This is a genomic window from Kitasatospora sp. NPDC088346 (genome assembly GCF_044740765.1).
GTDB lineage: Bacteria > Actinomycetota > Actinomycetes > Streptomycetales > Streptomycetaceae > Kitasatospora.
The window spans coordinates 40,097-58,740 of record NZ_JBIURH010000028.1; the positions used below are offsets into that span (position 1 = coordinate 40,097).

16 protein-coding genes are annotated in these 18,644 nt (G+C 72.7%); 14 read left to right on the plus strand and 2 right to left on the minus strand.

What is annotated here, in order from left to right:
• The first annotated feature begins 36 nt into the window (after positions 1-36).
• A complete protein-coding gene (gene ftsY, locus ACIOFR_RS28440) occupies positions 37-1,254 on the plus strand; it encodes a signal recognition particle-docking protein FtsY (RefSeq protein ID WP_401002068.1) in 1,218 nt (405 codons plus the stop codon).
• Positions 1,255-1,349: 95 nt separating this feature from the next.
• Here the strand turns inward: ftsY and ACIOFR_RS28445 are convergent, their stop codons facing one another.
• Positions 1,350-2,051 (minus strand): bifunctional DNA primase/polymerase, encoded by a 702-nt coding sequence (locus ACIOFR_RS28445; RefSeq protein WP_401002069.1) that lies wholly within the window; start codon positions 2,049-2,051, stop codon positions 1,350-1,352.
• A 558-nt stretch (positions 2,052-2,609) separates the two neighbouring features.
• On the opposite strand from ACIOFR_RS28445, the gene ACIOFR_RS28450 reads away from it, so the two are divergent.
• The 6 genes from ACIOFR_RS28450 to ACIOFR_RS28475 all read left to right on the plus strand — a co-directional run bounded on the left by ACIOFR_RS28450 (position 2,610) and on the right by ACIOFR_RS28475 (position 11,198).
• Complete coding sequence (locus ACIOFR_RS28450; protein WP_401002070.1) at positions 2,610-4,067, plus strand: hypothetical protein; 1,458 nt, start codon at positions 2,610-2,612, stop codon at positions 4,065-4,067.
• Positions 4,068-4,474: 407 nt separating this feature from the next.
• Positions 4,475-5,815 carry an ammonium transporter gene (locus ACIOFR_RS28455; RefSeq protein ID WP_401002071.1) on the plus strand — a complete coding sequence of 447 codons (1,341 nt, stop codon included), beginning with the start codon at positions 4,475-4,477 and terminating at the stop codon, positions 5,813-5,815.
• A complete protein-coding gene (locus ACIOFR_RS28460) occupies positions 5,815-6,153 on the plus strand; it encodes a P-II family nitrogen regulator (protein WP_350641981.1) in 339 nt (112 codons plus the stop codon). Before ACIOFR_RS28455 ends, ACIOFR_RS28460 begins: the two co-directional genes overlap by 1 nt.
• A 141-nt stretch (positions 6,154-6,294) precedes the next feature.
• On the plus strand, positions 6,295-8,739 hold the full coding sequence (locus ACIOFR_RS28465) for a [protein-PII] uridylyltransferase (protein ID WP_401002072.1): 2,445 nt from the start codon (positions 6,295-6,297) through the stop codon (positions 8,737-8,739).
• Between the two features lie 198 nt (positions 8,740-8,937).
• The gene (gene ffh / locus ACIOFR_RS28470) at positions 8,938-10,506 is read left to right on the plus strand and encodes a signal recognition particle protein (RefSeq protein WP_371499426.1); all 1,569 of its coding nucleotides are present in this window, start codon (positions 8,938-8,940) and stop codon (positions 10,504-10,506) included.
• Between the two features lie 164 nt (positions 10,507-10,670).
• Positions 10,671-11,198: a GNAT family N-acetyltransferase gene (locus ACIOFR_RS28475; RefSeq protein WP_401002073.1), complete on the plus strand. Its 528-nt coding sequence runs from the start codon at positions 10,671-10,673 to the stop codon at positions 11,196-11,198.
• A gap of 50 nt (positions 11,199-11,248) precedes the next feature.
• On the opposite strand, the gene ACIOFR_RS28480 is transcribed toward ACIOFR_RS28475, so the two are convergent.
• Positions 11,249-12,103, minus strand: a complete 855-nt coding sequence (locus ACIOFR_RS28480) for an SAM-dependent methyltransferase (RefSeq protein ID WP_401002074.1) — start codon at positions 12,101-12,103, stop codon at positions 11,249-11,251.
• 257 nt (positions 12,104-12,360) lie between these two features.
• Between ACIOFR_RS28480 and proS the strand changes: the two genes are divergently transcribed.
• The 7 genes from proS to rplS all read left to right on the plus strand — a co-directional run bounded on the left by proS (position 12,361) and on the right by rplS (position 18,422).
• Entirely contained in the window at positions 12,361-13,773 is a 1,413-nt protein-coding gene (gene proS / locus ACIOFR_RS28485) for a proline--tRNA ligase (RefSeq protein ID WP_401002075.1), read from the plus strand.
• Positions 13,774-14,356: 583 nt separating this feature from the next.
• Entirely contained in the window at positions 14,357-14,935 is a 579-nt protein-coding gene (locus ACIOFR_RS28490) for a hypothetical protein (RefSeq protein WP_371499434.1), read from the plus strand.
• Between the two features lie 602 nt (positions 14,936-15,537).
• Positions 15,538-15,966 carry a 30S ribosomal protein S16 gene (gene rpsP / locus ACIOFR_RS28495; RefSeq protein ID WP_401002076.1) on the plus strand — a complete coding sequence of 143 codons (429 nt, stop codon included), beginning with the start codon at positions 15,538-15,540 and terminating at the stop codon, positions 15,964-15,966.
• 2 nt (positions 15,967-15,968) lie between these two features.
• Positions 15,969-16,208: an RNA-binding protein gene (locus tag ACIOFR_RS28500; protein ID WP_033824615.1), complete on the plus strand. Its 240-nt coding sequence runs from the start codon at positions 15,969-15,971 to the stop codon at positions 16,206-16,208.
• 159 nt (positions 16,209-16,367) lie between these two features.
• A complete protein-coding gene (rimM, locus tag ACIOFR_RS28505; RefSeq protein WP_401002077.1) occupies positions 16,368-17,093 on the plus strand; it encodes a ribosome maturation factor RimM in 726 nt (241 codons plus the stop codon).
• A gap of 5 nt (positions 17,094-17,098) precedes the next feature.
• The gene (gene trmD / locus ACIOFR_RS28510; protein WP_401002113.1) at positions 17,099-17,917 is read left to right on the plus strand and encodes a tRNA (guanosine(37)-N1)-methyltransferase TrmD; all 819 of its coding nucleotides are present in this window, start codon (positions 17,099-17,101) and stop codon (positions 17,915-17,917) included.
• 154 nt (positions 17,918-18,071) lie between these two features.
• On the plus strand, positions 18,072-18,422 hold the full coding sequence (rplS, locus tag ACIOFR_RS28515; RefSeq protein ID WP_401002078.1) for a 50S ribosomal protein L19: 351 nt from the start codon (positions 18,072-18,074) through the stop codon (positions 18,420-18,422).
• Positions 18,423-18,644: the final 222 nt, after the last annotated feature.

An 18,644-nucleotide genomic window follows, 5' to 3' on the forward strand; every position in this document is an offset into this window, starting at 1 on the left:
CCCCGCGGCAGGGGTGTCGCGGATACTGGGGGGGTTATGGAATACGTGATCCTTGCCGTAGTCATCGCCGTGGTCGCCGTCGGCGCGATCGCGGGTCTCGTCGTCACCGGCAGACGACGCAAGCAACTGCCCCCGCGGGCCGGGACCCCCGTCGTCACCGCTCCGCCCAAGGCCCCGGAGGCCGCCGAGGAGGCGACCGCCGAGGCACCGCCGGCGCAGGCTCCGGTCGAGGGCGCCGAGGCTCCGGCCGGGCCGGCCCCGGTCGAGGCCCCGGTGGAGGAGGTGCCGGTCGAGGAGGCCGTCGCCCCGCCCGCCGTCGAGGTCCCCGAGCCCACCGCGGGCCGGCTGGTCCGGCTGCGCTCCCGGCTCTCCCGCTCGCAGAACACCCTGGGCAAGGGGCTGCTGACGCTGCTCTCCCGGGACCGGCTGGACGAGGACACCTGGGAGGAGATCGAGGAGACCCTGCTCATCGCCGACGTCGGCGTGGCGGCCACCCAGGAGCTCGTGGACAGCCTGCGCACCCGGGTCAAGGTGCTCGGCACCCGCACCCCGGCCGAGCTGCGCACGCTGCTGGCCGAGGAGCTGACCGGGCTGATCGGCACCGACGCGGACCGTTCGCTGAAGACCGCCAGGCACGAGGACGGCCGCCCCGCGGTCGTGCTGGTGGTCGGCGTCAACGGCGTCGGCAAGACCACCACCTCCGGCAAGCTCGGTCGGGTCCTGGTCGCCGACGGCCGCTCGGTGGTGCTCGGCGCGGCCGACACCTTCCGGGCCGCCGCCGCCGACCAGCTGCAGACCTGGGGCGAGCGGGTCGGCGCGCACACCGTCCGCGGTCCGGAGGGCGGCGACCCCGCCTCGGTGGCCTTCGACGCGGTCAAGGAGGGCATCGCCGAGGGCGCGGACACCGTGCTGATCGACACGGCGGGCCGGCTGCACACCAAGACCGGTCTGATGGACGAGCTCGGCAAGGTCAAGCGGGTGGTGGAGAAGCACGGCCCGGTCGACGAGGTGCTGCTCGTGCTGGACGCCACCACCGGTCAGAACGGGCTGGTCCAGGCCCGGGTCTTCGCCGAGGTGGTCGACATCACCGGCATCGTGCTGACCAAGCTGGACGGCACCGCCAAGGGCGGCATCGTGATCTCGGTCCAGCGCGAGCTGGGCGTGCCGGTCAAGCTGATCGGGCTCGGCGAGGGCGCGGACGACCTGGCGCCGTTCGAGCCGGCCGCGTTCGTGGACGCGCTGATCGGCGACTGAGCCGCGGGCGTTCCCGCTCGAAGGGCCGTCCCCCGCGGGGGACGGCCCTTCGGCGTACGGCCGTGCCGAGCTCGGGCGCCCGGCGGCCGGTGCGGTCAGCAGGCCAGCCAGGCCGGCTCGGCGGTGCGGGCGCGGCTGCGGTGGCAGGCGTACGCGAGGGTGCCGAGCAGCAGCCGGGCCTCCGGCGGACAGGCCGCGCTCTCCCGGCAGGGCCGGCGGAGCCAGCGCACCGCGCCGAGCCCGGCGAGCACGGTCGGCGGGGCCGCGACGTAGCTGCCGGCGCCGTGGCAGGCCAGGTCGAGGGCGGCGTCGTCCCAGCCCATCCGGTACAGCAGCTCGGGCAGCTGCCGGGCGGTGCCGGGGGTGACGAAGAACAGCAGCCGGCCGGTCGGGACGGCCAGGACCGGGCCGACCTGGGTGCCCATCCGCTCCAGCCGCACCAGGGCCTGCAGACCGGCCTGGGCCGGGACGTCCAGGACGTCGAAGTGGCGGCCGGCCGGCAGCAGCAGCGGGGCGCCCGCCGCGCAGCGGCCGGCCAGCTCCTGGGCGGGGGTGCCGGCGGACAGCTCGGGGCCGACCTCGTGGTGCAGGCCCGGGGCGGCGCAGTACGGCGCGGCGCACTCGCACGGGGCGTCGCCGGGGGCGCGGCCGGGTGCGGTGGCGCCGACCGAGACCGTCCAGCCGAGGCGGCCGGTGTACTCGGTGGCCGCCTGGAGCGAGGTGGCGCGGGTGCGGCGGGCGGCCCGCGGTGTCGACCACAGGGTGCCCAGCCGGAGATCGCCGAACAGGTTGTCCATGCCTCCCCCAACAGGATCGGGTTGCCGGTGGTTACGGGAACGTGACCATGCGTCAAGTGTCGGGTGTGGTGCGCGTGGTGCGCCGGCGGCGCGCAGCGGACGCCGTGCACCAATTCGGGCGGCGCGGGCGAGGAGCCGCCTTGCAGCGGCTCGCCGGATGCCGGATCGTCGTTGCTGCACGGGTGCCTCCGTGGTCTCCGGGGCCGGCAACGCACCGTCCTCTCGCGGGAGTTGGCCGCGGGCGGCGGCGGGTGGAGCGTCCCCGGGCGGGACTGGCATGTGCCGGTGTCACGCCGGGCGGGCTACCAGTGAACCGCCTGAGGTCCGCCGTTTGTTCACCCGCAGGGGTGGCGAAAGGTGGCGTTTCCGGAGTCATGCTCCCCCGGATGGCCGATGGGGCGTTACGTTCGGGCTACGGAAAGCAATGAGCCGCTCGGTTGGGTGAGCGGTACGAGGCATGGCACGGCACAGGCACCGCAAGCACGTCGAGCAAGCGCCCGCGACCGGCGGGCACACGATCGGGGCCCCCGGTGGGCCGGGCGGGATGGGGACGTTCCCATGGGAGACAAGCAACCGAACGAGAAGCTGACCTCGTGGTTCACACGCAGCGGCTGGTCCAAGGGGGAGCTGGCCCGCCAGGTGAACCGTCGGGCGCGGCAGATCGGTGCGCACCACGTCAGCACCGACACCTCGCGGGTGCGTCGATGGCTCGACGGCGAACAGCCGCGCGAGCCGATCCCGAAGATCCTCTCCGAACTGTTCTCCGAGCGGTTCGGCTCGGTGGTCTCGGTCGAGGACCTCGGCCTGCGCGCCGCCGTCCCGGTCTCCACCGTCGGCGGCGGCGTCGACCTGCCGTGGAGCGGCGAACAGACCGTCCAGCTGATCAGCGAGTACTCGCGCAGCGACCTGATGCTCAACCGCCGCGGCTTCCTCGGCACCTCCCTCGCACTGACGGCCGGCGCGGCGCTGATCGAGCCGATGCAGCGCTGGCTCACCCCCGGCCCCGGCGGAGCACCGATGCCCATCCTGACCGCAGCCAACCACGGCGAACCGCACACCGGCCGGCTCTCCGAGCCCGAGCTCCAACTGCTGGAGCAGACCACCGAGATGTTCCGGCAGTGGGACGCCCAGAACGGCGGCGGCCTGCGCCGCAAGGCCGTCGTCGGCCAGCTGCACGAGGTCACCGACCTGCTCCAGGAGACCTACCCCGAGCAGACCACCAAGCGGCTGTTCCGGCTCACCGCCGAGCTGGCCCACCTGGCCGGCTGGATGTCGTACGACGTCGGCATGCACCCCAGCGCCCAGAAGTACTACGTGCTGGCGCTGCACGCCGCCAAGGAGGCGGGGGACCGGCCCTTCGGCGCGCTCATCCTCACCGACATGAGCCGCCAGATGATCCACCTCAACCGGGGCGAGGACGCCCTGGAGCTGATCCACCTCGCCCAGTACGGCAGCCGCGACACGGCCGGCCCGCGCCAGCAGGCCCTGCTGTACGCGATGGAGGCCCGCGCCTACGCCACCATCGGCGAGGTCAACCGCTGCGCCCGGGCGGCCCGGCTGGCCGAGGACACCTTCAGCGACTGCCGGCCCGGCGACGGCACCCCGGACTGGCTGAAGTTCTTCTCCGAGGCCGAGCTGAACGCGGAGAACGCCCACTCCTTCCGCGACCTGGCCTACCACTCCACCCGCAGCCCGCTCTACGCCTCGATGGCCTCCCCGGTCATGGAGCGCGCGGTCGACCTCTTCCGGCAGGACGGCGAGCACGTCCGCTCGTACGCCTTCAACCTGGTCGGCATGGCCAGCGTCCACCTGCTGCAGAACGAGCCGGAGCAGGCCGCCGTGATGTGCGAGCAGGCCGTGGACATCGCCAAGAAGGTCCGGTCGGAGCGGCTGAACACCCGGGTCCGCAAGACCTCGGAGGCGGCCACCCGGCAGTACCGGGACGTGCCGGAGGTCTCCCGGCTCGCCGAGCGCGTGGTGCAGGACATCCCGGAGTTCGCCGCCACGGCGGTCTGAGCCGGGCCGCTGCGGGCCGCCGGGCCGCCGTGCCCCCGGGCCGCCGTGCCGCTGACGGGCCAGTGCCCAACGATTTCCGGCCATCGCCGGAGCAGGCTCCGACCGTGGAGGCCAACGAAACTCGCATCCGAACGGGCTCCCCCGCCCCACCGCGAGAAGGCCTCCACGGTCGGTGACGTCCCCGGCACGTCCGGTGTCGTGCGGCCGCAAGGTATCGCAAGATCTGTCATGGCGCGGCCGTAGTTCACGTCCTCGTAACGCGTGCGTCAACGACGTCACTGCGGTGAAACACCGAGCCGCATCGGCCGAAACCCGCCTTCGGCACGCTCCTCTCATCGCCGACACCCCGGGTGGCACGGGACAGGAATCCCGGGTGTGGATCGGCTTTCATCCCAGAGGAGACGCCGATGCCGGACGGCTTCAGCGCGGGCGATACCGCCTTTGTGTTCATCTGTGCGGCCCTGGTCATGTTGATGACCCCGGGTCTGGCCTTCTTCTACGGAGGCATGGTCAGGGTCAAGAGCACACTCAACATGCTGGTCATGAGCTTCATCTCGCTCGCGATCGTCAGCGTGCTCTGGGTCCTCTACGGCTACAGCCTGGCCTTCGGCCCCGACGCCGGGGCCGGCCTGATCGGCAACCTGGACTTCCTCGGGATGCGCGGCATCGGGATGAACGACATCACCGGCACCATCCCGGTCACGGCGTTCTCCGCCTTCCAGCTGATGTTCGCGATCATCACCCCGGCGCTGATCAGCGGTGCGGTCGCGGACCGCACCAAGTTCACCGGCTGGGCCCTGTTCGTGGCGCTCTGGGTCACCATCGTCTACTTCCCGGTCGCCCACTGGGTGTTCTTCTTCGACGGCGGCAACGGCGGGTGGCTCGGTGACCGCAACGGCGTGATCGACTTCGCCGGCGGCACCGCGGTGCACATCAACGCCGGTGTGGCGGGTCTCGCGCTGTGCCTGGTGCTCGGCAAGCGGATCGGCTTCAAGAAGGACCCGATGCGGCCGCACAGCCTGCCGCTGGTGATGCTCGGCTCCGGCCTGCTGTGGTTCGGCTGGTTCGGCTTCAACGCCGGTTCCGCGCTGGCCGCCAACGGCGTCGCCGGAATGGCCTTCCTGAACACCCAGGTCGCCACCGCCGCGGCGGTCCTCGGCTGGCTCGCCTACGAGAAGATCAAGCACGGCGCGTTCACCACGCTGGGCGCCGCCTCCGGCGCGGTGGCCGGTCTGGTCGCCATCACCCCCGCCTGCGGCTCGGTCTCCCTGCTCGGTGCGATCGCCATCGGCCTGATCGCCGGCGCCGTCTGCGCCGCCGCGATCAGCCTGAAGTACCGGTTCGGCTTCGACGACTCGCTCGACGTGGTCGGCGTCCACGCGGTCGGCGGCATCGTCGGCTCGCTGGCGATCGGCTTCTTCGCCACCGGACACGTCGGCCAGACCGCGCAGGGCCTGTTCTACGGCGGCGGCCTCGGCCAGCTCGGCAAGCAGGCCATGGGCGTCGCGGTGGTCGCGGTCTACTCCTTCGTCGTCTCCTGGCTGCTCGGCCAGGCCATCCACAAGACCATCGGCCTGCGGGTCTCCGAGGACGTCGAGGTGGCCGGCATCGACCAGGCCGAGCACGCCGAGTCCGCGTACGACTTCAGCGCCGTCGGCGCCAGCCTCGGCCGGGCCACCGCAGCGGCCCCCGTCACCGTCGCCGCCACCGCCACCGCCAGCACCCGGAAGACCGAGGTCGACGCCTGATGAAGCTCATCACCGCAGTCATCAAGCCCCACCGCCTCGACGAGGTGAAGGACGCCCTGCAGGCCTTCGGGGTGCACGGCCTGACCGTCACCGAGGCCAGCGGCTACGGACGGCAGCGCGGCCACACCGAGGTCTACCGCGGCGCCGAGTACACCGTGGACCTGGTGCCCAAGGTCCGGGTCGAGATCCTGGTCGAGGACGACGACGCCGAGCAGCTGATCGAGGTGGTGGTCAAGGCCGCCAGGACCGGCAAGATCGGCGACGGCAAGGTCTGGTCCGTCCCGGTCGACACGGCGGTCCGGGTGCGCACCGGCGAGCGCGGGCCCGACGCGCTCTAGCATTCAGCACAACCGTCCTTTGGCGGACCTGCTCCCGGCAGGTCCGCCGAAGGCGTATCCGGCTCCTGTCGCCGGGGGCGCGTCCGGCAACGCCGCCGGAGCCACCCGGTGCCTGCTCGTCACACGGATGGGGACCACGACGTGACCTCGACCGAAGCCCACCCCGCCGACCCGGCCCGCCCGGGCGACCACGCCGCCGACCGCGCCCGGCTGCTCGCCGACCCCGAGCTGTCCGGCACCGAGCGGCGCACCGCGCTGTCCGGCCTGACCGACCGCTGGCTGACCGGCCTGTTCCGCCGGGCCGGCGCCCCGGCCGGCACCGCCCTGGTCGCGGTCGGCGGCTACGGCCGCGGCGAGCTCTCCCCCCGCAGCGACCTCGACGTCCTGCTGCTGCACGACGGCGCACTCGACCCCGAACTGCCCGAGCGGCTCTGGTACCCGGTCTGGGACTCCGGCGCCGCGCTGGACCACTCCGTCCGGACCACGGCCGAGGCCCGGGCGGTGGCCGGCGAGGACCTCAAGGCCCAGCTCGGTCTGCTCGACGCCCGGCACATCGCCGGCGACCCCGGGTTGACCGCGGGCCTGCGCTCCGCCGTCCTCGCCGACTGGCGGGCCGGGGCCGCCCAGCGGCTGCCCGAACTGCAGGAACTCGGACGGGCCAGGGCCGAGCGGCACGGCGAACTCTCCTTCCTGCTCGAACCCGACCTCAAGGAGGCCCGCGGCGGCCTGCGCGACGTGGTCGCGCTCAACGCCATCGCCGCCACCTGGCTCGCCGACGCCCCGCGCGACGGGCTGGAGGCCGCCGCCCGCCGGCTCGCCGACGTCCGGGACGCCCTGCACCTGGTCACCGGCCGGGCCACCGAGCGGCTCAGCCTCCAGGACCAGGACCAGGTCGCCGCCCGGCTCGGCGTCCTGGACGCGGACACCCTGCTGCGCCAGGTGTACGAGGCCGCGCGCACCATCGCGTACGCCGGGGACGTCACCTGGCGCTCGGTCGACCGGATACTGGCCGCCCGCTCCCGGCGCGGCCGGCGGATCTCCCGGCTGGCCTTCCCGTTCAGCGGCGCCGGCCGGGCCGGCGGCGGCGCGGTCGCCAAGGGCGCGGTCGAGCGGCGCCCGCTCGCCGAGGGCGTGGTCGAGCAGGACGGCGAGGCGGTCCTCGCGCAGAGCGCCCGCCCGGCGCAGGACCCGGTGCTGCCGCTGCGAGCCGCCGCCGCGGCCGCGCAGGCCGGGCTCACCGTCTCGTACGCCACCGTCCGGCGGCTGGCCGCCGAGACCAGGCCGCTGCCGGTGCCGTGGCCGGACGAGGCCCGCGAGCAGCTGGTCACCCTGCTCGGCGCCGGCGAGGCCTGCCTGCCGGTCTGGGAGGCGCTGGAGGCGGAGGGGCTGATCAGCAGGCTGCTGCCGGACTGGGAGCGGGTCCGCTGCCGGCCGCAGCGCAACGCCGTCCACCGCTGGACGGTGGACCGGCACCTGATCGAGACGGCGGTGCGGGCCGCCGCCATGACCCGCCGGGTGGCCCGCCCCGACCTGCTGCTGGTCGCGGCCCTGCTGCACGACATCGGCAAGGGGTGGCCGGGGGACCACTCGGAGGCCGGCGAGGTGATCGTCCGCGACGTGGCCGTCCGGATGGGATTCGACCGGGCGGACACCGAGACGCTGGCCCTGCTGGTCCGCCACCACCTGACCCTGGTGGAGACCGCGACCCGGCGGGACCCGGACGACCCGGCCACCGTCGAACTGATCACCAAGGTGGTCGGCACCCTGCCCCAGCTGGAACTGCTGCACGCCCTCACCGAGGCCGACGCCACCGCCACCGGGCCCGCGGCCTGGAGCAGCTGGCGGGCCTCGCTGGTCTCCGGGCTGGCGGCCCGCGCGGCCGCGCAGCTGGCCGGCGGCGGGGACTTCCCGGCGGAGGCCGAACCGACCGTCGACGAGGAACGGCTGGCGGTCGAGGCGGCCAGGACCGGCGTCCCGGCGCTGGCGCTGCACGCCGAGACCGACCACGAGTCGCCGGTCACCGAGCCGATGGGCGTCGAACTGACCCTGGCCATCCCGGACCGGCCGGGCCTGCTGGGCACCGTCGCGGGGGTGCTCGCGCTGCACCGGCTGACGGTCCGCGCGGCCAGCCTGCGCGAGCTCGACCCGATCGGCGCCGGCCCGGTGCTGCTGATCTCCTGGACGGTCGCCGCCGAGTACGGCGAGCTGCCGGAGGCGGCCCGGCTCCGGGCCGACCTGCGGCGGGCGCTGGACGGCTCGCTGGACGTCTCGCGCAAGCTCGCCGAACGGGACGCCGCGGCGCCGCGCCGGCGGGGGATCGCCACCCCGCCCCCGGTGGTCACGGTGGCCCCGGACGCCTCGCGGAGCGCCACCATCCTGGAGGTCCGGGCGCACGACGCCCCCGGACTGCTGCACCGGATCGGTCGGGCGCTGGACGCGGCCGGGGTCCGGGTCCGCACCGCGCACGTCTCCACCCTCGGGGCGGACGCGGTGGACGCCTTCTACGTGACGGACCCGGCGGGGAGACCGCTGGCGGCCGAGCGGGCCGCGGAGGTGGCCCGGGCGGTCCAGTCGGCACTGGGCTGAGCCGCCGCCGCCGGGCCGGGGCCTGCCTTCGGGGCGGCGGCGGCTGTCCGGATCCCCGTCCCGACCGGTCTCGGGCGGGTGTCCGGACCGTCGTCGGGGACGCTCGTCCGCCGGGGTGGAGACCGCAGCTGGGCCGGGCGGATACCCTGGGGGCGACGACAGTACCCGTACCGATGCCGCAAGGGACCCGCGACCGACGTGTTCGACACTCTCTCCGACCGCCTCGCAGCGACGTTCAAGAACCTCCGGGGCAAGGGCCGCCTCAGCGAGGCGGACATCGACGCCACCACGCGCGAGATCAGGATCGCCCTCCTGGAGGCGGACGTCGCGCTCCCCGTGGTGCGGGCCTTCATCAAGCAGATCAAGGACCGCGCGCTCGGCTCCGAGGTCTCCGGCGCGCTGAACCCGGCGCAGCAGATCATCAAGATCGTCAACGAGGAGCTGATCAGCATCCTCGGCGGCGAGACCCGCCGCCTGCGCTACGCCAAGACCGGCCCGACCGTGATCATGCTGGCCGGTCTGCAGGGTGCCGGTAAGACCACCCTGGCCGGAAAGCTCGGCCACTGGCTGAAGTCGCAGAAGCACACCCCGCTGCTGGTCGCCTGTGACCTCCAGCGCCCCAACGCCGTCACCCAGCTCGGCGTGGTCGCCGAGCGCGCCGGCGTCGCCTTCTACGGCCCGCAGCCGGGCAACGGCGTCGGCGACCCGGTGCAGGTCGCCCGCGACTCGATCGAGTACGCGAAGCAGAAGCAGTACGACGTGGTCATCGTCGACACCGCCGGCCGCCTCGGCATCGACGCCGAGCTGATGCAGCAGGCCGCCGACATCCGCGCCGCCGTCACCCCGGACGAGGTCCTCTTCGTCGTCGACGCCATGGTCGGCCAGGACGCGGTCACCACCGCACAGGCCTTCCTCGAAGGCGTCGACTTCACCGGTGTGGTGCTCTCCAAGCTGGACGGCGACGCCCGCGGTGGCGCCGCCCTCTCGGTGGCCCACGTCACCGGCCGCCAGATCATGTTCGCCTCCAACGGCGAGAAGGTCGACGACTTCGACGCCTTCCACCCGGACCGGATGGCCTCGCGCATCCTCGGCATGGGCGACATGCTCAGCCTGATCGAGAAGGCCGAGCAGACCTTCTCCCAGGCCGAGGCCGAGAAGATGGCCGCCAAACTGCAGGGCGGCGGCAAGGACTTCACGCTCGACGACTTCCTGTCGCAGCTGGAGCAGGTCCGGAAGATGGGCTCGATCTCCAAGCTGCTCGGCATGCTGCCCGGCATGGGGCAGATCCGCGAGCAGATCAACAACATCGACGACAAGGACGTCGACCGCGTCGGCGCCATCATCAAGTCGATGACCCCCGCCGAGCGGACCGACCCGAAGCTCATCAACGGCTCGCGCCGGGCCCGTATCGCCAAGGGTTCGGGCGTCGGCGTCGGCGAGGTCAACAACCTGGTCGAGCGGTTCTTCGAGGCCCGCAAGATGATGTCCGCGATGGCCTCCGGCAAGGGGATCCCCGGCATGCCGGGCATCCCCGGGATGGGCGGCGGCGGCAAGAAGTCCGCGAAGAAGGCCCAGCCCGCCAAGGGCCGCAAGAAGTCCGGCAACCCGCTGAAGCGGGCCCAGGAGGAGGCGGCGGCCGCCGAGCGCCGGGCGCTCGGCCCCGGCGGCGCCCCGCAGGCCCCGGCCCCGGGCGGCGCGTTCGGCCTCGGCGCGGGCAAGGGCCCGGCCGACTTCGAGCTGCCCAAGGAGTTCAAGGACCTGATCTGACGGGTCCGTGCCCGATCCGACGATCGGTGCCCGACCTGACGGCCCGTGCCCACGGCCCGCCGCCCCGAGTGGGGTGCCGGGCCGTCGGCGTGCCGGGCGGCGTCCCGGGGGCCTGAGGGCCCGGTCCTCCGTACGGGTGCGCGAAAATGCTCGATGATGGTCCGATGCGAGTGAGGATCCGGGCGCCGAGGCCCACAGACGCAGAACCGTACGCCGAGGCGGTCCGCCGGTCCGCCGAGCACATCGGGCGGTGGAACCCGGTCGAGCCGGACGGGCTGCCGGAGTTGCTGGAGCGGCAGGGGCCCGGCCTGCGGACCTTCCTGATCGAGGATTTCGCGAGCGGCGGGCTGGTCGGGAAGTGCAACGTCGCCAACATCGTGATGGGCCGCTTCTGCAACGGCGCCCTCGGCTACGACTCGTACCTGCCGTTCGCCGGCACCGGACTGATGACCGAGGGCATGCGGCTGGTGGTGGACCGCTGCTTCGCCCCGATGGAGCGCAGCGGCCTGGGCCTGCACCGGCTGGAGATCAACGTCCAGCCGGACAACGAGCGTTCGATCGCGCTGGCGCGGCGGCTCGGCTTCCGGTACGAGGGGTTCACGCCGCGGATGCTGTTCCTGGCGGGAGCCTGGCGGGACCACGAACGGTTCGCCCTGACGGCGGAGGAGTGGCCCCGGCCGGCCGGGCGCTAGCGATACCGGCCGGGTGCCGACCGTGGCCGGGGCCTCGACGACGGGGGGCCTCAGCGGCGCTGTTCCGCCACCACGTAGCGGAACACGTTGGCCATCCGCACCGACCCGTCCGCCTGGACGTACGGATGCAGCGACTCCTCCAGCTCCTTGCCGACCAGGGTCGGCCCGGAGTCCTCGACCGCCGTCTCGAAGAGCCCCGTCGACAGCATTCCGCGCACCGCGCTCTCCAGGTCCGGATAGGCGAACGGACAGTGCACCCGGCCGCTGCCGGCGGGCCGCAGCCCGGCCCCGCCCAGCAGGTCCTCCAACGCGCCGGGGCCGCTGAGGGCGAACGGCGTGCAGGCGGGCGTACGGACCGAGAGGCGGCGCGCGACGTCCAGGGCGCCCGCGCTCTCGCACCGCTCCGGTGGGCCCCAGGACGCGAGCACCAGGTGTCCGTCCAGCATGGTCAGCCCCGCCGCCTCGGCGACCAGAACGGCCGGATCACGGACGTAGGGGAGCTGCTCGAAAACGGTGACCAGCGAATGGGCCGCCCGGGGGATGCCGTACGCCGTCCGGGTGACTTCCCGGGAGGGCTGTTGAGGCCCCCGTACGCCACCCGCCGACTCCGCCAGCACCCGCAGCCCGCGACCCTCCGCGAGCTCCCGCAGCTCCGCCTCCGGCTCCTGCCCGCAGACCTGCGCGCCGCGCGCCGCGGCGAGCAGCAGGGCCAGGCCCGAGCGGCACCCGAGGCTGAGCACACTGGTGGCCGGCCCGACCTCCAGCCGCTCGAAGACCGCCTGGTAGAGCGGTACGAGCATGCGCTCCTGGATCTCCGCCCAGTCCCGCGCCCGGCCGTGCGACCCCGCCATGCCGGCTGCGTCGGGGCGCTGTGCGGTTGTGCCGGCCACTCGCGCTGAAGCCATCGCGGCCTCCCATCCGGTTCTGGATTCCGATGTCTGCATCGGTGTCTGTTGAGATGTCTACGGCTCCCCCCGATGACCCCGCCCCGCATCCAGCGAACAGCGGTCGGGGCCCGGCGTCCAGAGGGGTGCGAGCAGGTATCCGCGCGCCGCGGTGGTGCGCCGGTGGGATGCGCCGGTGCGGGACGGACCCGCGGCCCGCCCGTTCGGCAGGTAAACCGATTCACAGTCGGCGGCCGAGTCCCCGTACCATCTGCCCCATGGCTAAGGCACCCGTTCTCACCCCCCAGGCGGACGACTTCCCCCGCTGGTACCAGGACCTCATCAACAAGGCTGAGCTGGCCGACAACGGTCCGGTGCGCGGCACCATGGTCATCCGACCGTACGGCTACAGCCTGTGGGAGCGGATGCAGCAGGAGATGGACGCGCGCATCAAAAAGGCGGGCGCGCAGAACGCCTACTTCCCGATGTTCATCCCGCAGTCCTACCTGACCCGGGAGGCCGAGCACGTCGAGGGCTTCGCCCCCGAGCTCGCCGTCGTCACCCACGGTGGCGGGAAGCAGCTGGAGGAGCCGGTCGTCGTCCGGCCGACCTCCGAGACGATCATCAACGAGTACTTCTCCAAGTGGGTCCAGAGCCACCGCGACCTGCCCCTGCTGATCAACCAGTGGGCCAACGTGGTCCGCTGGGAGCTGCGCCCGCGGGTCTTCCTGCGCACCACCGAGTTCCTCTGGCAGGAGGGCCACACCGCCCACGCCACGTACGAGGACGCGCGCGACTACGCCTCGCGGATCCACACCACCGTCTACGGCGACTTCATGACCAACGTGCTGGGCATCGACGTGGTGCTCGGCCGCAAGACCGCCAAGGAGCGGTTCGCCGGCGCCATCAACACCCTCACCCTCGAGGCCATGATGGGCGACGGCAAGGCGCTGCAGATGGGCACCAGCCACGAGCTGGGCCAGAACTTCGCCAAGGCCTTCAACACCACCTTCCTGTCCGGTGGCGACCAGCGCGAGCACGTCTGGCAGACCTCCTGGGGCGTCTCCACCCGCATGGTCGGCGGCCTGATCATGTCGCACGGCGACGACAACGGCCTGCGCGTCCCGCCGCGGCTGGCTGCCGTCCAGGTCGTCGTGCTCGCGATCAAGGGCGACGACGCGGTGCTGGCGAAGGTCCGTGAGATCGGCGCCCAGCTGGAGGCCGCCGGCGTCCGGGTCGTGGTCGACGACCGCACCGACACCCCGTTCGGCCGCCGCGCCGTCGACTGGGAGCTCAAGGGCGTTCCGGTCCGCGTCGAGGTCGGTCCGCGCGACCTGGAGAACGGCACCGCGATGCTGGCTCGCCGCATCGCCGGCGGCAAGGAGCCGGTGGCCGTCGACGCCCTGGCCGCGCTGCTGCCCGGGATCCTGGAGGAGGACCAGGCGCTGCTGCTCCGTCAGTCGCGTGAGCGCCGGGAGTCCCGCACCGTCGACGTGAAGAACCTGGACGAGGCCGTCGAGGCCGCCGCCACCGGCTGGGGCCGGATCTCCTGGGCCGAGCTCGGTCCGGAGGGCGAGGCCAAGCTGGCCGAGCAGGGCGTCTCGGTGCGCTGCATCGTCGCCGCCGACGGCTCGGTGCCGGCCACCGACGACCAGGACGGCAACATCGCGATCGTGGCACGCGCCTACTGAGCCGGACAGCGGTCCGCGGCCGGTCGCTCCCCTGCCTCCCCGACGGTGGAGCGGCCCGGCCCGGCGGTATCGGGATGGCGGTATCGGGATGGCGGTATCGGGACGGCGGTATCGGGATGGCGGCATCGGGACGGCGCGGTTCACGGACGGTTTCGGCGGCGCGGGCCGAGGGGGCTGACGAGCGATCGATCAGTGGTCCCGGCCGGTGAACTGTCGCTGAACAATGCGGTATCCGCGGGGGTTGACGTCCGTTCGAATGCCGTTCGTCCCCGGGCCCGTGTTCTCCGCTGAGACTACTCACCAGTCAACTGCCGGTCTTGCTGAACTAGCGGTACGGTATACGGCCCGTGGCCCTGTCAATTTCGACCAGGCCGCGGGCCGTCCGTCCCATGGGCGGCGGCGCCCTTGGGCGATAGCCGAGAGCCCGCCGAATCCGGCGGTCCCAGAGTTGCAGGGGGTTGGTCTTGCGTCAGATCCGAGCAGCGCAATTCGCGCACAGCTGTGTATTCCTGAGAGTTCGCTGGGAATTCCCCACGAACGGGAACTCGTGGAACGCCGGCTCTCTTCCCATCGTTGGTACAGCGTGAGCACGACACAGCCTCTCGTCCTGGCGGCCGAACTGGCCGCCGCCTGGAGCGACATCCAGGCCCATCATCAGGACCTCCCCGACCTGGCCTCGCCCGAGGCGCTGATCGGCGAGTCCTCCTCGGCCTGTGGCACGCGGCTCGACTTCGAGCGCCTGCTGCACGAGGCCGCCCACGGGCTGGCAGCCGCCCGCGAGATCCGCGACACCTCCAGGGCCGGCCGGTACCACAACCGGCGCTTCCTGATGCTCGCCTCCGAGCTCGGGCTGGCCCATCCGGTGGAGCCGCACGCGAGCAGCGGCTTCTCGCAGGTGACCATGCTCAACGACACCAGAGACCGGTACTCCGGCACCATCGAGCGGCTCGACCGCGCGCTGGGCGCCCACCAGCTGGCCGTGGCCGGCGAGGGCGGGCACCGGGCCTTCCGCGGTCCGGCGGCGCGGCACGGTTCGTCCGGCGGCGGTGTGCGGGTCAAGGCGGTCTGCGGGTGCGGCCGGAACGTGCGGGTGGTTCCGTCGGTGCTCGCGCAGGCCTCGATCGTCTGCGGCGCCTGCCAGCAGCCGTTCAAGATCGCGTAGTGCGGTGCCGGCACCCGGGACTCCGTGACCCCGGTGCTGCGGACCTCCGAACGCAGGGCAGTGGTGCCCGACCCATCGGCGCGCACGGCAGCAGTGGTGCGCACGGCAACAGCGGTACGCACGGCAACAGCGGTACGCACGGCAACAGCGGTACGCACGGCAGTAGTGGTGCGTGCGGCAACAGCGGTACGCAAGACAGTGGTAGTAGGAACAGCCGCAACAGCACGGACGAGCAGGGCCCGCGGTGGCAGCAGCAGGAACGGCGGACGTCGAAGCAGGCGGACGGCGGCGACTGTCGCAGCGGCAGTACATGGTGTGACTGGAGGGCGACGGAGGCCGGCTGGGCCGACCGGCGGCGCACCGCGCCGACTGGTGACGGCCGCTGCCATCTGCCGCCGAGTGGCTGTTCGGCTCTACCGGGGGCGGGGACCCTCGGTCGGGCCGACCTGCCCCGGTATGGCAGAATGGACAGCTGAGTACTCGGCAGCCGAGCAGGACCCCTCTCTCCTACGGCTGGCGTGTCCCTTGAACGACCGGGCCCGCAACCCCACGCGGTGCCATCCGGCCGCTCACCCACGTCAACACCAGGAGAATCCACTCCCGTGGCAGTCAAGATCAAGCTCAAGCGTCTCGGCAAGATTCGCGCCCCGCACTACCGCATCGTCGTCGCCGACTCGCGCACCAAGCGTGACGGCCGCGCGATCGAGGAGATCGGCATCTACCAGCCGACCTATGACCCCTCGAAGATCGAGGTCGACACCGACCGCGCCCAGTACTGGCTGTCCGTCGGCGCCCAGCCGACCGAGCCGGTCCTCGCCATCCTGAAGCTGACCGGCGACTGGCAGAAGTTCAAGGGCCTGCCGGCCCCGGCGCCGCTCAAGGTCGCCGAGCCCAAGGTCGAGGACTTCTCGCACCTCTTCGCGAAGGCCGTCGCCGGCTTCGAGGACGCCACCACCGGTGTCGCCATCACCCCGAAGGCCAAGAAGGCGGACAAGGCTGACGAGGCCGAGGCCGCTTCCACCGAGGCCTGAGCGTGATCGAGGAAGCCCTCGACCACCTGGTGAAGGGCATCGTCGAGCACCCCGACGAGGTGCAGGTGCGTTCGCGCCAGCTCCGCCGGGGCCACACCATCGAGGTGCGCGTGCACCCCGATGACCTCGGCAAGGTGATCGGTCGTGGCGGCCGCACGGCGCGCGCTCTGCGCACCGTGGTCGGCGCCCTCGGCGGCCGCAACGTCCGGGTCGACCTGGTCGACGTGGACAGCATTCGCTGACACTCGACCGTCAGGTTTCTGGGCCGGCCGGGACGCTTAGTCGTCCCGGCCGGCCCTTCCTCGTTGTTCGGGGCCGGCCTGCCCGGGCCCGCCCCGCTTCCATTCCTTCCGCCATCTCTGCTCAGCTCAGCAGCGCACGACACCAGGAGAGCGATCACCGTGCAGCTCGTCGTCGGCAAGATCGGCCGCGCCCACGGCATCAAGGGGGACGTCAGTGTCGAGGTCCGCACCGACGAGCCGGAACTCCGGCTCGGCCCGGGCGCCGTCCTGCTCACCGACCCGGCCTCGGCCGGTCCGCTGACCGTCGAGTCCGGCAAGGTGCACAGCGGCCGGCTGCTGCTGCGCTTCGCCGGCGTCAAGGACCGCAACGGCGCCGAGGCGCTGCGCGGGACCATGCTGATCGCCGAGGTGGACCCGGACGAGAGCCCCGAGGATCCGGAGGAGTACTACGACCACCAACTCGTCGGCCTGGACGTCGTCCTCGTCGACGGGACCCTGGTCGGCGAGCTCACCGAGGTCATCCACCTGCCGTACCAGGACCTGCTGACCGTCACGAAGACGGACGGGACCGAGGTGCTGGTGCCGTTCGTCAGCCGGATCGTGCCGACCATCGACCTGGAGAACCAGCGGGCGGTCATCGACCCGCCGCCCGGCCTGATCGACCCGGTCGACGCGGTGGACGCCGTGGGGGCCGTGGAGGCTGCTGCGGACTCCGATGCGGCCGCGGAGGCGGAGGCAGAGGCGGAGGCGGAGGCGGAGACTGACAGGTCCGCGGACGGGACCTCTGCCGGGGGCGGCGAGGATGGTGCCGGCAGCGTCGAGGGCGCTGCCGGTTCCGACGCCGGTTCCGGTACCGGTTCGGGCGCTGACGGGGGCGCCGCGTGAGCCGGATGCGGATCGACGTCGTCACGATCTTCCCCGAGTACCTGGAGCCCTTGAACGTCTCGCTGGTCGGCAAGGCGCGGGCCCGCAGCCAGCTCGACGTGCACCTGCACGACCTGCGCTCCTGGACCACGGACGTACACCGCACGGTCGACGACACCCCCTACGGCGGCGGGCCGGGCATGGTGATGAAGCCGGAGCCCTGGGGCGCCGCGCTGGACGCCGTGCTGGCCGAAGGACCCGAAGGGGAGGTGCCGACCCTGGTCGTGCCGACCCCCAGCGGACGTCCGTTCACCCAGGAGCTGGCGCAGGAGCTGGCCGACCGGCCGTGGCTGGCCTTCGCCCCCGCCCGGTACGAGGGCATCGACCGCCGCGTGATCGAGGAGGCCGCGACCCGGATGCCGGTCGTCGAGGCCTCGATCGGCGACTACGTGCTGGCGGGCGGGGAGGTCGCGGTGCTGGTGATGGTCGAGGCGATCGCCCGGCTGCTGCCCGGCGTGCTGGGCAACGCCGAGTCGCACCGGGACGACTCCTTCGCCCCCGGCGCGATGGCCGACCTGCTGGAGGGCCCCGTCTACACCAAGCCCGCGGAGTGGCGCGGCCGCGAGGTTCCCGAGGTGCTGCTGAGCGGTCACCACGGGAAGATCGCCCGCTGGCGCCGCGAGCAGGCCTTCGCCCGGACCCTGGCGCACCGCCCGGACCTGGTGGCGCGCTGGCAGATCGGTGCCTTCGACAAGAAGGAGCGGGAGGCGCTCAACCTCCTCGGCCTGGTCTGGGACGGCGAGCTGGGCCGATTTCTGACCACGGCCGATGCTGTGGAAGAATAGGCGACTGTTGTCTGTCGCTGGGTGCCCCTGAAGGGCGTCACGTGGACCGGTGCCCCCGCCGCGGGGGGATCACCGCCAGCCGATGCGGCCCGCAACAATCCCCATTGTGACGATTTTCCGTGGGCGGCCCGTGGCGCCTGCGATGGAGACCAAAATGAGCAACAAGCTCGCTGGTGTCGACGCCGCTTCGCTGCGTTCCGACATCCCGGCCTTCCGCGCCGGTGACACCCTGAAGGTTCACGTCCGGGTCATCGAGGGCAACCGCTCTCGTGTCCAGGTCTTCCAGGGCGTCGTCATCCGTCGCCACGGCGCCGGTGTCGGTGAGACCTTCACCGTCCGCAAGGTCAGCTTCAACGTCGGCGTGGAGCGCACCTTCCCGGTGCACACCCCGGTCGTCGAGAAGATCGAGGTCGTGACCCGCGGTGCCGTCCGCCGCGCCAAGCTGTACTACCTCCGTGACCTGCGCGGCAAGGCCGCGAAGATCAAGGAGAAGCGCGACAACTGATCGGACGGCCCCGGTCACCGGGGCCGCTTCCGCTCGGGGTCGCGCCGGGCCCTCTTCAAGGCCGTTGCCTTGGAGATAAGCTCAGCGCGATGAGCACGCAAGAACCACCCACGGACCGCGCCAGCAGTCCCGCGCCACTCGGTGCGGACTCGCCGGCGCGGTCCGTGGTCGTTTCTGCTGCTGGTGACGGGGTTGGTGTCCAGGTCGGGCAGGGTGCCCGCG

Coding starts and splice junctions, on each gene's coding strand:
- ftsY (WP_401002068.1), top strand. CDS start 37: ATGGAATACGTGATCCTTGCCGTAGTCATCGCCGTGGTCGCCGTCGGC.
- ACIOFR_RS28445 (WP_401002069.1), bottom strand. CDS start 2,051: ATGGACAACCTGTTCGGCGATCTCCGGCTGGGCACCCTGTGGTCGACA.
- ACIOFR_RS28450 (WP_401002070.1), top strand. CDS start 2,610: ATGGGAGACAAGCAACCGAACGAGAAGCTGACCTCGTGGTTCACACGC.
- ACIOFR_RS28455 (WP_401002071.1), top strand. CDS start 4,475: ATGCCGGACGGCTTCAGCGCGGGCGATACCGCCTTTGTGTTCATCTGT.
- ACIOFR_RS28460 (WP_350641981.1), top strand. CDS start 5,815: ATGAAGCTCATCACCGCAGTCATCAAGCCCCACCGCCTCGACGAGGTG.
- ACIOFR_RS28475 (WP_401002073.1), top strand. CDS start 10,671: ATGCGAGTGAGGATCCGGGCGCCGAGGCCCACAGACGCAGAACCGTAC.
- ACIOFR_RS28480 (WP_401002074.1), bottom strand. CDS start 12,103: ATGGCTTCAGCGCGAGTGGCCGGCACAACCGCACAGCGCCCCGACGCA.
- proS (WP_401002075.1), top strand. CDS start 12,361: ATGGCTAAGGCACCCGTTCTCACCCCCCAGGCGGACGACTTCCCCCGC.
- trmD (WP_401002113.1), top strand. CDS start 17,099: ATGCGGATCGACGTCGTCACGATCTTCCCCGAGTACCTGGAGCCCTTG.
- rplS (WP_401002078.1), top strand. CDS start 18,072: ATGAGCAACAAGCTCGCTGGTGTCGACGCCGCTTCGCTGCGTTCCGAC.